The sequence below is a fragment of the Chryseobacterium sp. WX genome, from assembly GCF_029542485.1.
Classification (GTDB): Bacteria; Bacteroidota; Bacteroidia; order Flavobacteriales; family Weeksellaceae; genus Chryseobacterium; species Chryseobacterium cucumeris.
In genome coordinates this window covers 4,822,108-4,836,606 of the sequence record NZ_CP120710.1, presented here as the reverse complement: position 1 = coordinate 4,836,606, position 14,499 = coordinate 4,822,108, and the positions used below count along the sequence as shown (strand labels likewise).

Annotated in this window: 10 protein-coding genes; 3 read left to right on the top strand and 7 right to left on the bottom strand. The window is 38.6% G+C overall.

What is annotated here, in order from left to right; all coding sequences use genetic code 11:
• Window positions 1–284: 284 nt before the first annotated feature.
• The 3 genes from PZ898_RS22200 to PZ898_RS22190 all read right to left on the bottom strand — a co-directional run bounded on the left by PZ898_RS22200 (window position 285) and on the right by PZ898_RS22190 (window position 4,241).
• Complete coding sequence (locus PZ898_RS22200; protein ID WP_050009545.1) at window positions 285–1,646, bottom strand: hypothetical protein; 1,362 nt, start codon at window positions 1,644–1,646, stop codon at window positions 285–287.
• A gap of 671 nt (window positions 1,647–2,317) precedes the next feature.
• Window positions 2,318–3,625, bottom strand: a complete 1,308-nt coding sequence (locus tag PZ898_RS22195) for a hypothetical protein (RefSeq protein WP_277694253.1) — start codon at window positions 3,623–3,625, stop codon at window positions 2,318–2,320.
• A 460-nt stretch (window positions 3,626–4,085) separates the two neighbouring features.
• Complete coding sequence (locus tag PZ898_RS22190) at window positions 4,086–4,241, bottom strand: hypothetical protein (RefSeq protein ID WP_157885800.1); 156 nt, start codon at window positions 4,239–4,241, stop codon at window positions 4,086–4,088.
• Window positions 4,242–4,492: 251 nt separating this feature from the next.
• On the opposite strand from PZ898_RS22190, the gene PZ898_RS22185 reads away from it, so the two are divergent.
• Window positions 4,493–5,890, top strand: coding sequence for a hypothetical protein (locus tag PZ898_RS22185; protein WP_277694252.1), 1,398 nt, complete (start codon window positions 4,493–4,495; stop codon window positions 5,888–5,890).
• 126 nt (window positions 5,891–6,016) lie between these two features.
• Here PZ898_RS22185 and PZ898_RS22180 read toward each other — a convergent pair whose 3' ends face one another.
• Window positions 6,017–6,712, bottom strand: a complete 696-nt coding sequence (locus tag PZ898_RS22180) for a VIT family protein (protein WP_120233025.1) — start codon at window positions 6,710–6,712, stop codon at window positions 6,017–6,019.
• A 184-nt stretch (window positions 6,713–6,896) separates the two neighbouring features.
• Here PZ898_RS22180 and lgt point away from each other — a divergent pair, with 184 nt between their 5' ends.
• The gene (gene lgt / locus PZ898_RS22175; protein WP_062676347.1) at window positions 6,897–7,733 is read left to right on the top strand and encodes a prolipoprotein diacylglyceryl transferase; all 837 of its coding nucleotides are present in this window, start codon (window positions 6,897–6,899) and stop codon (window positions 7,731–7,733) included.
• Window positions 7,734–7,817: 84 nt separating this feature from the next.
• Here the strand turns inward: lgt and PZ898_RS22170 are convergent, their stop codons facing one another.
• On the bottom strand, window positions 7,818–8,573 hold the full coding sequence (locus PZ898_RS22170) for an SDR family oxidoreductase (RefSeq protein WP_062676348.1): 756 nt from the start codon (window positions 8,571–8,573) through the stop codon (window positions 7,818–7,820).
• 685 nt (window positions 8,574–9,258) lie between these two features.
• Between PZ898_RS22170 and PZ898_RS22165 the strand changes: the two genes are divergently transcribed.
• On the top strand, window positions 9,259–9,681 hold the full coding sequence (locus PZ898_RS22165; RefSeq protein WP_047432903.1) for a cold shock domain-containing protein: 423 nt from the start codon (window positions 9,259–9,261) through the stop codon (window positions 9,679–9,681).
• Window positions 9,682–9,929: 248 nt separating this feature from the next.
• Here PZ898_RS22165 and PZ898_RS22160 read toward each other — a convergent pair whose 3' ends face one another.
• Window positions 9,930–11,381: a TolC family protein gene (locus PZ898_RS22160; protein WP_062676349.1), complete on the bottom strand. Its 1,452-nt coding sequence runs from the start codon at window positions 11,379–11,381 to the stop codon at window positions 9,930–9,932.
• Window positions 11,362–14,484, bottom strand: a complete 3,123-nt coding sequence (locus PZ898_RS22155) for an efflux RND transporter permease subunit (protein WP_062676350.1) — start codon at window positions 14,482–14,484, stop codon at window positions 11,362–11,364. The genes PZ898_RS22160 and PZ898_RS22155 overlap by 20 nt, the downstream gene beginning before the upstream one ends.
• Window positions 14,485–14,499: the final 15 nt, after the last annotated feature.

The following is a 14,499-nucleotide window of genomic DNA, read 5'->3' as shown; positions in this document are numbered from 1 at the left end:
TTTTTGATTTGGCTCAAACGAAGGAAATCATAAATAAAAGTGTTGGAAGATATGCTCGTATGGGGAGCACAAACAGACAAACGGCGCCAAGTGAAGAAGGATGGCGCCATTTAACTTAAATCTTAGAAAGTTTCTGAACTATTAGAATAAACCATCAGTTAATCAATTTCTCTCGGGCGCTCCAAGATAACTTGGGTACTTATCATTAGGGTTAACTATAATACGCTCCAATACGACTTCAGGATCGATCATATAAATTTTCAAAGTATGAATACCCGCTTTTTTCACATCCAGTGCTGCATCCAGCAACGCTGGTTATCAAATACTTCAGTACGGCGGGGCTTTTCACGGGAAATTAGAGCGTAATTATGACCGAAATCCGGCAGTGGTTTGAGGTTTTTTGAACGGCTGAGATTCTCAGCTGTATACTCTTTAAATTCATCGTGGTATCCCTTTCTGGCATCGAGTATAACAGGGTCACCGTTATCAATAGAAACCGCTATTCTTAATCCGCCGCCCGGGTTGTTATCCTGAGTTGGTAGAATTCCAAGCAATACTGTTGTGGAACCGGACTCAGGCAGAAAAATCTGATACTCCAATCGAGGTGTCTTTTCAGGGGTTGAGCTTGGTGCTGTTGTAGGATAAATACCCATACAGGCTTCAGCTCTTCCCAAGCCAGGCAATACGATCCATTCTGCATTATCACCTGCTATCTTTAAACTGAATTTATTCGCGGGAATAGAAAACTCACCGGAAAATCCACCATAATAATCAGTTTTGCCTGCTGGTGTCACTTTTTTCAACGTATTTATAACTACCGGTACTTTAGTATTATTCTGATTAATTTCAATCAAGCCGCTTCCTTTGCCTTCAGGAGCTTTTTTCCAGTCGATATCTACATATAGGCGTTGTTCGGTTTCTGTGCTTCCTTTAGCATTACTTAATCTGATCCACGGTTTATCCGCTTTGGCTGTAAAGTTTAGTAGCCCTTTTCCACGGTTAAAGATGTCGATATAATAATGCTGCTTGTCAAGAATGTCAAATTGGGGCAGCTCTGCTTTTCCTTCTGTTCCTGGCCAAGCATTTGTACTACCTTCCACTGCAACACCCAATGAAGGTGAAGCCAACAGGGTAACCTCATCAAGTGGAGGCAAACTATTCTCCTTCGGCATCGACCAGTGTTGGTAACCCAAATGTACGTCGCTCATCATATTTTTCCATTTGCCGCCAGCAATAGAATCATTGTAACGGGTGCTCAGTTTTTTATCCAGCTCAAAAAGTTCGCGGGCACGATTGGCATAATCATTAGCACTTACCCGACCTTGCTTAGCATAAAGATTATTACGTCCTGCTGCCAGATAAATCTCTGCCACACCAGCTGAAGCTTTAACAGGATAAAGCACTAGTTGATAATAAGCATCCAAAGCCTCTTTCGGCATTTCCTTTTCCAAAGCTTCTGCTCTTGCGGTAAGATCCTGCCACCTCTTTTGTACCTTTTCGGCTTCGTGGTAATTGACAAAACTGAAAATACTCGGATCCTGTACTTCCGGCTTTCTCATCAAATTATATTTTGAATATTTTGATACTAGCTCTGCAATTTCTGCAGCGTGTTCTTTTCCGAAAATTCCAGTTGCCCAATCGGTCATGTAATCAGAAGTTTGATTAGCGGAGAGCAGTGGTTATACTGTCGATTTGTTTTTTTGTGGGATTTTCCTGAGAATAAAAAAAAACAGTACTAAAGATAAGAAACAATAAGAATAATTTTGTTTTCATTGTTATTAATTAAATAGTATAAACAGCAAAAATTTATTTTACTTTATGGTATAAAATTAACAAATATATTAAATACAGGTTGTGCGAAGAAAGTGAAAATAAATAAGGATACTGATAGATAGATAGCCATTCACCTTTTTTCTTTTTTCAAGCCTTTTTCCAAATCTTCCATTAAATATTTCGATATTTATTTGGTTATGATTAAAAGACCGCAACAGCCAAATAAACACTTACTATTTAAATACTAATTTCTAAAATTTTCGCTTATTAAATTACATTAAACAAAAAGTTTAACAGAATTTGCTTGATAAAATGGTGGGCTATAATTCATTTTTAATTTGACTTAATCTAACCAAATCATCTATAAAAGTGTTTGAAGATACGCTCGTTAAGGTCACTTGACAGGATTATGTAATTCTACAATTCTTTCCAAATCTTCTACCAAATGTTTCGTTATCTCTTCGGTTATGGGTACAAAAAACCTCTGAAATCATTTGATTTTCAGAGGTTTTTATTTATATATTATACTCAATGAAATACTGCACTAAGTACCATAATATACAATAGTCATTGATCCCTGAGTTATTCTAAAAGTTCTGGTATAAAGTCCTGTAACCTTAACAACATCTCCAACATTAAAAAACTGTGTTCCCGCCAGATTATGCCCTACATCTGTTGTTCCATCCCCATGCCCCGAAAGACTATATGTAAACGCAGTACCGTTTTTAAAGAGCTCTGTTTTAGCAGATCCTCCTGTTGGGGAGTTCATGGAGATGTCATATTTTACAAAAACTGAAAAATTATAATATCCTGCTTTATTTATGGTAAAATTGCCACTACTGTAGGTTACATTGGCGGTATTATTTTTATTAATCGTAAAAGCTACTAAATAAGGAGTATTTGCTGTCTGATTAGCAGATGTATTAGCAAAACCTACTGTAGCAATAGTAGGGATATTCAGGTTGCTTCCATCTACCAGATAGCCGTTAGCATCAGTCCCTAGTACCCCGATGTCTTTGTATTTCTCAAGACGAACCGTTCCGTCATCTGCCACCTGTAATAATTCTTTATTCGTATTATCATTAATCTCCAGGGCTTTGGTTGCACTAGTAGCCCCTTTACTAAGAACATCAAGCGTTGCGCTTGGAGTAGGCGTCCCAACCCCTACACTCCCGGTGGAAGTGGCAGTCATTCTTACCGTATTGTTGGTAATCAGGCTCAGATCATTTGCTGTAGTGGTTCCCAAATAACCTGACCCACTTCCAATGTACGTTTTCAGGTTGATTGTACCATTGGTGTGATTCAATCCGAAAGAGCCATCAGGTGTACTGATCGTCAATTTGGTATCCGGTGAAGATGTACCCACACCAACGCGGTTGTTAGCGGCATCTACTGAAAAGGTTGTGTTATCTACTGAAAAAGCATTGGTAGCTGTTCCGGTAAATGCTAATGTATTACCTGCCTGCGAAACGGTACGGTTACCGGTAAGGGTACCATCCGCATTGTAAATATTAGCAGCTATTGAATTGGTTGGATTATGAAGTTTTACCCACGCTGTTCCATTATAATAATAGTAACCAACAGTATCAATATTGATAGCATTTCCCGTTTGTGATCCGGTAGCAATACTGTTTACGTACACTAAGGTTGAAACAGGAACTCCAGTCATACTCTGGGCTCTCTGCCGATCTAAACGGGTAATTAAAACACCATCCACATTGGTAGAAACACCTGTAGCATTCTTGGCAGTAATATCAAATGTAGCAGCAGGAGTGGTCGTGTTAACACCTACTTGCGAATACATTTTACAAAAAGTAAATAATAAAGCCAAGGGTAGTAATTTTTTTCTCATAAAATTGGTTTTAAATGATTCGTAACCAAAATTAAGTACAAACCAACATTCAGATTAAAATTACCAATACATCACAAATACATCAAGAGCATATCGAACATACATCACTACACATAAACACCTGTAAATCAAAAGACAAAAACCTTCATATTTAGATATTTCAACAATTAATGATTTACTAACAATTAACCATATCCTAGTAAAAATTTATGCTACATTTACTCCAAAAAGCTTTCTTACTAAAGCTGTAATTCCCATCGCACAATTCCCCAGAAATAAATCCTCAATACCGCTATTGTAATACCGGAACCACCGACTCTGCCAGAAACTATCCCTAAAAACATTAAAAATATAATTGAAAATCCATACTGTAAATACACCATTTTTTAAGAGAAGCCCAAAGAGAAACAGTAAACAGCAATAAGACTTTTATAAAAACAAGTTATTAACATAAAGCTGGTTAAAATTTAAATTCTTCAATTTCTAATTCATAATAAGTATATCCTGCTATATCAGGCTGTAATTTTGATTTTCTAACCTTGCCGCTCACCATTACTTCTGTATTTTCACGGGAAGCTTGAAGGTGGGTTACAAATATAATATACTGATACTTCATTAACAGTTCCCGGAGTGTGAATATTAACGAAGGATGTTCGGGAACTGAAAGCTCATATTCCAACACAAATACACGCCATCCTTACAAAAAAAACTACTTCAGCTGGCATTTTTTCATACAATGCAGTATTTATACGTAATCATAAGACCTAAAATAAAAATAAATTTGTGGCTTAGTTCATCATTTTTTATTAAAATCATTTATTTTAAAATACAAACACCAACAAAATAAAAACTAAAATAAACTTAAATATGAAAATTAAACGTTTTTATTCTCTGATCACGTTATGCAGTACAATCGTAATTACACATGCACAGGTAGGGATTAACACCGCCAATCCACAGGCAACTTTAGATGTTGTAGGAAGTACAAACACCAATATGAGGGATGGTATTCTTCCTCCCAGAGTTTCCAAGCAACAATTAGCATCAAAAGACTTCGGAACTTATGGTATTGATCAGAAAGGGGCTATTGTTTATATCACAGACGTTACTTCACCCACCGGTACGACGCCGAGTATAGCAGAAGTTGGCAGCATTGACAGCATCGGATATTATTATTTTACCGGATTTCAATGGGTTCCTTTTGCCATGAATCTTTACAATACAGACGGAAGTCTTTCAGGTAACAGAGTTGTGACTCAAAACTCCAATACTCTGACATTTACAACCACCGCCAACAATGGCTTCTCTATTGACGGTACTACATTCTCTGTAGATGGAGCCAATCACAGAGTCGGATTGGGAACAAGCTCTCCTGAAACAAGATTCCATTTAGTGTCCACCACTCCAGTTTCAAACCGATACAATCTGATTGATGCTACTGCAGGAACCAACCAATACGGAATTGTTACTTTAAGAAACACTTCTGCTTTGGCCGCAGGAAATTTTTCATTGCTTGGTTTTACCAATAACGGACCTTCTTCAGGAGGCGGAAACTGGGCATTAGGATCTGTAAGAACGGGTTCAACACTCACTAATGGTTCGGAAGAAGATTTTTACATTGGAAATTCTACCGGAGGCGGTTTGATTGAAAGAATGAGAATCAATCCCATATCAGGAAATGTAGGAATCGGAACATCTTCAGCAACCAATAAACTCCACATTAATGCTACGAACCCAATAAGACTGGAAGGGTTACAGACTTCTTCAGGAACTGCGGGAAGCTTAACCGTGAACAGTACAGGTGTTGTACAATTACAAAACTCATCAAGCATCAGCGCTGCAAGAGGTACCGGAATAGTAGTCATTACAACAAACAATACTTTTGTAAATACAGCAACATCAGCAAAAACTTTTGATAATCTCAGTGAAATGACGGGTAATACTTTTACTGCTTCTGCAACAGGATTATATAAGGTTGATTTTGTAATTAATTATCCTCAAAGAGGAGCAACAGAAGATGGTGGAGACGGGTATTTAGGATATGCCCAGATTAGTCTGAACGGGATTCAGCAGTCATTTACCAATACTAAAGTTTCCCTGCCTGAAGCATCCGGAGCACCCTCATTTGTTACGTGCACAAATACTACATTACTAAAAATGAATGCAGGTCAGGTTCTTTCATTTCAGGCACTTACTTTCGGATCAACACCCAATTCAACCAATATTATAGCTCCGTTTACAATCAACGTCGTTCGTATTGATTAATCCATTGAAAAAAGGTAAAAGTTCCCATTTACCTTTTCAGGCAAAATTCTATCAACACAAATAGAAAAAGACCACTTGCAAAACACAGGTGGTCATATTTTTATTTAAATAATCTGTTTTTAGTCTTTACGTTACATTGACTCCAAAAATATGCCCCACAAATGCTGTAATTCCCATCGCCACGGTTCCCCAGAAACAAATCCTCAATACAGCTATTTTAATACTGGAACCTCCTGCTCTGGCAGAGATTGCCCCTAAAAGCATTAAAAATATAATTGAAAAGCCATATTGGAAATACACCATTTCTTTAAGAGGAGCCAAAAGAGACACCAAAAATGGCAATAAGGCTCCCACCGCAAATGAGCCGAATGAAGCCATTGCTGCTACCAAAGGTTTAGCCTGCGTTATTTCATTAATTCCGAGTTCATCACGGGCATGTGCTCCCAAAGCATCGTGCTCTGTAAGTTCAATAGCTACCTGCATGGCTGTTTCTTTAGTACAGCCTCTTTTTTCATATACTTTGGCCAATTCTCTGAGCTCTATTTCGGGCATTTCTTCAAGCTCGCGTTTTTCACGGAGTAAATCTGCTTTTTCTGTATCCTCCTGAGAACTTACAGAAACATATTCACCCGCTGCCATAGACATTGCCCCGGCAATCATCCCTGCTAATGCAGCAAGAATAATGATATGACGTTCCGGCTCTGCAGCCGCAACTCCTATAACGATACTTGTAGTAGATAACAAACCGTCATTCGCGCCCAATACCGCTGCACGAAGCCAGCCTACCCTGTTTACATAATGTTTCTCCAGTGGATGATGCATAACTTTTATTTTGGTGGTAGGTTAAAGTTACCCAATATTTCATCAAGAATCATTTTAAATTATATTCATTCTTATAGGGATGGTTTTCTTCCGTGACAGTATGTAATACGCTATAAATCAAAATATACCGTTATAAAGCATCACCATTCTGTTCAGAAAATCCTATTTTCTTATCTTTGCGGCAATGAATTTATTATACATCAACTGGGATATTAATCCCGAAATCGTAAATATCTTAGGACTTCCCATAAAATATTACGGATTATTATTCCTTGCGGGACTTGTTTTATCACTCAATATTTTAAAAAGAATTTATAAAAAAGAAGGTCTCAGCACTCAGGCACATGAGGCTTTATTCTCCTATGCCCTGATCGGAATTCTGGTAGGTGCAAGACTGGGACACTGCCTTTTTTACGATTTTGATTATTATTCACAGCACCCGCTTGAAATCTTTTTACCAATTCAGAAAGGGCCGGATGGAGTCTACCATTTTACAGGATTTGCAGGTCTTGCCAGTCATGGTGGCGGTATAGGTCTGGTCATTATGCTTCTCATCTATGCAAGAAAATACTCTATCCCGTTCATGACGGTTCTGGATGCTATAGCAATTGTACTTCCGTTGGGTGGTACTTTCATCAGACTGGCTAATCTTATGAATTCTGAAATTATAGGAATTCCTACTGATGTTCCATGGGCTTTTATATTCCGTCAGGTGGATGATCTTCCGAGACATCCTGCCCAGCTTTATGAGGCCATCTCTTATTTTATTATTTTCCTTGCGGTGTATTTTACTTATAAGAAGAATATTTTTAAGATCGGAAAAGGATTTTATTTTGGAATCAGTATTCTGCTGATCTTCATTATGAGAATCCTGATTGAGTTTATCAAGGTGGATCAGGTAGAATTTGAGCACGGAATGATTTTGAATATGGGACAGCTACTGAGTATTCCGTTTGTTCTTCTTGGATTATTCTTTATCATCAAAAGTATATTGGAGAAAAGAAAGATTAAAACCACTTAATTTTCTTATTTCTTTTACCATAAAAAAACTCACTGAAAGCTGTTTTTAAGTGAGTTTTTTTTTTTGAATAGATTTTACAATATGCTATCTTGTTGTGTATCCACCGTTAGCAAATATGGTCTGGCCGGTAATCCACCAGCCTTCTGTTACCAGGAATTCTACCAGCGGAGCGATGTCTTTAATATCGGTAAGACCTCCCAATGCGGATGCTGATTTATGATACGCTACCGCATCGTCGGTTTCCTGTCCGTAGAAAAAAGGAGTATCCATAGGACCTGGCGCTACTGCCGTTACAGAGATACCTCTTGCCCCGAATTCCTTGGAAGCCGCTCTTGTAAAATGCTCTACCGGTGCTTTTGCTCCTGCATACGTAGAATACAATCCTGTGTACGCTGCCAGCAATGAAGTAACAATCGTACAGATTTTTCCGTGATTGTTTAGTTTTTTACCCGCTTCCTGTAAAAAGAAATACGCAGATTTCGAGTTTACATTGAACATGGTGTCATATTCAGCCTCCGTCGTTTCGGAAAATGGCTTTTTAAGTACCATCCCTACAGTATTGATTGCAATATCAATTCCTCCGAAGCGGGAAATAGTTTCGTCAAAAAACTTCGTGATATGATCTACTTTGGTAAGATCTCCCTGAAATAAAAATGCTTCAGCTCCTAAAGCCTGCACTTCAGCCAGTGTTTTTTCGCTTTCGGCTTTTGAACTTTCGCTGTTGTAATGGATGGCCAGCTTTGCCCCCTTGGATGCAAAATCTCTGCTTAAGAGTCCTCCTAAATTTTTACCTCCTCCGGCAATTAAAACAACTTTTCCTTGTACATTTTGTGTTGACATGTTTTTATATTTAAATGTTAATGAGACAAAGATCAATAATAAAAACCGCCTCAACATGGTGAAATTTTCGGGAATTTCTATTTATTATTTTTAAACCAAAAGAAAAATGTTTATTATTTTATGTAAACAATAGTTTTTAATAGAATGTTATTTACCAACCAGATACGCTTTGGCACATGCCATTTCTGTTAAACACTTTTGTATAATTCACAAACACGCATCAATTTTAGGCATAACATTTGATACCTTCCTCCCGTATCACGCACCACCACTTCATTTTTAATATATTTTTTTATAATCCTCAGGTTTCTGAGGATTTTTTTATACAATTATCACAACTTACTTTACACTCTTCCTACAGATAGAAAGTATCACTTAAAACCATTTCTGATAATCAATCATTTAAATCCTGATTATTCATTTTATTGTTGTATATTTGCATATTATAAACCAAGTCTTTACTTTGTTTTCTGTAACGACCCGAATATTTTTTATTCAGTCTTTGCCTTTTGAGCAGCCATCTTTTTAACTTTTATTCTTCTATTAAAGAACAATACTTGTCGGAATTTTAAAGCTCTGTATGATTGGGATTATCCAGGACAGAAAACATAGCCAGGCTTTATAGGGGTCTAACAGACCAGTTTGAACTCATTAATTTATAGAAACTAAATACTAAAAATAATTTATGGCAGATTCTTTTTCTAAAAAGGAAAATTTCAAGAAAAAAATTCAAAAGCAAAAAGAAAAGGCGCTAAGACGCGAAGAACGTAAAACGAACAACAACAAAGGAGCAGAGGATGTCTTCATGTATGTAGACGAATTCGGAAGATTAACATCTACTCCACCTGAACAAAGACAGGAAGTAAATCTTGATGACATTCAATTGGGTGCTGCACCTATCATTGAGGAAGATCCAAGAAAAACAGGAATTGTTACTTTCCTGAGCGAAAAAGGATATGGTTTCATTACTGAAGATAATTCCAAAGAAAACATTTTCTTCCACAATAACAACTGTGCAGAGCCGGTGAAAAAAGGAAATAAGGTATCTTTTGAAAAAGAGAAATCTCCTAAAGGATTTTCTGCTGTTGAAATTCAGCTTGTTAAATAATATGTACTTATAAAGTGTTTCTGCCCTGAAAGCAGATTCATTTTAAACCATATACAAAGAGACTGCCCATTAGGACAGTCTCTTTTTTTAGGGACATATAAAAAAAGTTAACTCAACTTATAAAAGTTAGATTGTATGCAAGATCCTGGAATTATTTCAATTATCATTACGGGAATCCGTAGAATCCTATAAAACATAAAAGAAGCTGCCTAAAGAGACAGCTTCCTTCATCGTAAAAAAAGTAAAAATTAATCCAGTTTCCCTCCCAGTGCTTTAAACAGCAGGACGTTATTTCTGGTATTCTGATGCTGAAACTGCAGTAAATCCAGTTCAGCAGTTAATTTGCTCTTCTGAGAATTGATCAGTTCAAAATAATTAGCATACCCTGTGAGATACAGATCGTTGGAAACCTCAACACCACGATCAAGGAAACCTACTTCCTCCGATTTCAGTTTCAGAACACGTTCATAGATCTTGGTCTGTTTCAGAATCGACTGAAGTTCATTAAAAGCTGTTGTGATACTTTTCTGATAGTTTAAAAAAGCGATTTCCTGCTCTTTGCTGGCTACCTTAAATTCATATTTAAGCTGCCCTTTATTGAAAACAGGAACCATTAATCCTCCCAACAGCTGCCCGGCAAGGGAACTTGGTTTGAAAAATGTTTCCACAGAAAAAGAATTCAATCCGAAACCTGCTCCCAGATCAATTTTAGGATAAAAAGCAGCTCTTGCTGCCTTCGCATCAGCCTGAGAAGCTTCCAGAACATAATAATTGGCAGCAACATCCGGTCTGGAATGAATCACATTTTCTACATTAATGGTTTTATTCAAGACTTCCATATTGGTAGGCATCAGTATTTTTCCGCGTTTTACCTCTCCACCGTAGCTTCCTGTTAAAGTAGTGATTGCCTGTTCTACCGTAACAATTTCTACTCTGATATGTTCAATCTCTGCCAGCCAGTTGTTATTCTGAGCTTTGAACTGCTGAACTGCCAATTCCGTGGCTTTTCCCACTTCACGCTGAGCCAGAACAATTTCAAAGGCTCTTTGCTGAAGTTTATAGTTTTTCTGATAAATCGCAAGACGGTTATCTAAAGCAACCAGCTGATAATAGAGATTCGCAATATCCGTGAAAAGCTCTACTTGCAGCAACCTCAATCCTTCCGTTGAAGCAAGATATTTCTTCTGAGCAGCAATCTTTTTATTTTTCAGCTTTCCCCAGGCGTCAATTTCCCAGCTGCTTCTTGCTCCCAGCCAGTAATTTGGAGTAAAATCCCGGTTAATTTTCTGATTTTCCGTAATATTAGGGGAAAGATTGGTATCATAGTTTCCAACGCCTTCCATTGTATATTTTCCGTAGTGGTCACCGGAAGCCTGTACTCCCACTTCAAGAGATGGCAATAGATCCATCTTTGACCTTTGAAGGAAACTGTTGGCAATCTCCACTCTTTGCTGGGCAATCTGAAAATCAGGATTAGCCTGAACTACTTTATCGAAAAGTTCAAGCAGGTTTGGATCTGTAAAATAAGCTTTCAGGTTGATCTGCTGGAATTCATCCGGAGATTTATTTTTATCAGTTTTAAGAATCTCTTCAGGTAATTCCTGAGCTTTTTTCAACTCCGTTACTTTGGGAACAGCACACGAAACCAGGGTCAGTGACGCTATTCCATACAATATATTTCTATGATTTAATCTTTTCATCTTTCTTCTTATTTTCAAGTTTTGCAAAGAATATATACAGTCCCGGAATCACGACCAGTCCGAAGATCGTTCCTATCAGCATTCCTCCTGCTGCTGCCGTACCGATAGAACGGTTACCGATGGCTCCGGCTCCTGATGCAATACATAGAGGAATAAGCCCTGCTACAAATGCAAAAGAAGTCATCAGAATCGGCCTCAGACGTTGCCTTGCGCCTTCAATAGCTGCCGGAACAATATCAAATCCCTGTTTGTTTCTTGCTACCGCAAATTCTACGATCAGGATGGCATTTTTTGCCAGAAGACCGATCAGCATGACTAATGCTACCTGTGCATAAATATTATTATCCAGCCCTGCAGCCACCAATGCAATGTAAGATCCGAAAATTCCTGTCGGAAGACTTAATAATACAGGCATCGGAAGAAGGAAGCTTTCATATTGTGCTGCTAATAAAAGATACACAAATAAAAGACAGATTGCGAAGATATAAACGGTTTGGTTGCCTGATAAGATTTCTTCTCTTGTCATCCCCGACCATTCAATATCGAATCCTCTTGGCAGGGTTTCTTTGGCTACACGTTCTACCGCTTCAATGGCATCTCCGGAACTGTAACCGTCCGCGGGCTCTCCGTTGATCATCGCAGACATATACATATTGTACCTTGTCAGTACTTCAGGGCCATATACCTTCTCGATAGTGATGAAAGTTGAGAAAGGAACCATTTCACCTTTATCATTTTTTAGATATAAATTCAGAATGCTTTCCGGGGTATCTCTGTGTTCCGGACTCGCCTGGACCATTACTTTATACATCTGGCTGAAGCGGATAAAGTTCGTGGCATAATAAGATCCCAGCATGGTCTGTAGGGTAGACATGGCGTTGTCTACCGATACTCCTTTCTTCGCTGCCATATCATAATCTACATTGATCATGTATTGCGGGAAAGTAGCATCAAAGCTGGTAAAGTTGTTCTGCAGTTCAGGAGCTTCGTTTAATTTCTTAACAAAATCCTTCGTGATCTTATCTGTATTTTCAATCGTTCCTCCGGTTCTGTCCAGCAGACGCAATTCAAAACCGCTAGTATTACCGAACCCCGGAACCGTTGGTGGTGCAAAAATCTCAATCTGTGCATCTGCAATGCTTTTTGTTTTGTCTGAAAGTTCTGAGATCAGATCATTCACTGAAATACTCCTTTCTTTCCAGTCTTTAAGGTTAATCATCGCCATTCCGTAAGAAGAACCTGCAATTTCTGTTACGATGCTATACCCTGCAAGGGTGGTCACGTTTTCCACTCCTTTGATCTTCTTGGCAATAACGGTAACTTCATCCAGTACTTTTTCTGTTCTTTCTACTGTTGCTCCCTGTGGAGTCGTTACACTTACATACACCATTCCTTGGTCTTCCATTGGAATAAATCCGGTCGGCAGGAATTTGCTGGTCACGAAAGTAAGTCCGACAAATAAAAACAGCAGTCCGAAAGTTACCGTAGTTCTTGTAGCAAATTTTGATAAAATACCTACATAGCCATTTGTCAGTCTTTCAAAACCAGTATTGAAACTCTGGAAAGCCCTGTCGATGATCGTTTTCTTCTTATTGTGGTCATGAGGTTTTAAAATAATAGCACAAAGTGCCGGAGTAAGCGTCAATGCATTCACCCCAGAAATCACGATACTGATCGCCAGCGTTAATGAAAACTGACGGTAAAATACACCCACCGGGCCATCCAGGAAAGCTACAGGAATAAATACAGCAGACATTACAATCGTAATCGCTACTACAGCTCCTGCAATTTCTTTAGTGGCACTGATGGTGGCATCCATCGCATTCATTCCTTCTTCCATTTTCACGTGAACGGCTTCAACGACGACAATGGCATTATCAACCACAATTCCGATGGCCAGAACCAATGCAAACAATGTTAAAAGGTTCACAGAGAAATCCAGCATATTCATGAACGCAAAAGTTCCTACCAATGCTACCGGTACAGCCAGTACAGGAATTAATGTGGAACGCCAGTCCTGAAGGAAGATAAATACTACAATTCCTACCAGAATAAAGGCTTCAATAAGGGTTGTCAGTACTGCACTGATGGAAGCATCCAGGAATCGGGAAACATCATAAGCCATGTTATACTCCATTCCGGGAGGGAAAGAGGTAACTTTTAATTCTTCCATTTTTGCTTTTACGCTTTCGATCACTTCGGAAGCATTGGAACCGGGACGTTGTTTCATCATAATCGACGCAGAAGGTCTTCCGTCTGTTTTGGAAACCATTCCGTAGTTCATGGCTCCGAATTCCACTTTAGCAATGTCTTTAAGCTTTAAAATAGTTCCATCCACGTCAGATCTGATAGGAACTTCTTCATATTGCTTAGGCTCAAAAAACTTTCCCTTATATTTGATTACATACTGAAGCTGGCTGGAGGTTTTACCAGAGGTTTCACCTACTTTTCCAGGCGCAGCGGAAATATTCTGTTTTTGCAGGGAAGTGATTACCTCATCTGCTGAAATATTATAAGCTGCCATTTTCTGAGGATCCAGCCATACTCTCATGGAGTACTCTTTCTGCCCCATAATTTCAGCACGCCCTACTCCATCAATACGTTTCAGCTCCTGAAGGACGTTGATATCCGTAAAGTTATAAATGAACTGTTCATCCTGGCTCGGATCTGCACTGGTGATGTTAAGGTACATCAGCATACTGTTCACCTCTTTTTCAGTAGTTACTCCCGCTCTGATTACTTCTTCAGGAAGTTCATCAAGAATAGTGGTTACCCTGTTCTGAACGTTTACTGCAGCCACATCAGGATCTGTTCCTACTTCAAAGAACACCTGAATAAGGGTAAGACCGTCATTGGAGGTTACCGTGGACATGTATGTCATCCCGGGCACTCCATTGATCGCACGTTCCAAAGGCAGCGCTACCGCATTGGCAGACACTTCGGCATTCGCTCCTGTATATTTTGCTGTAACGGTTACTGAAGGCGGTACAATATCGGGAAACTGAGTGATTGGCATTTTCAGCAACGCCATAATTCCCAGCAATACAAATAATATGGAAATAACCAACGAAAGAACCTTTCGTCTTATAAACATTTCTACCATAGTTAGTTGATTTAA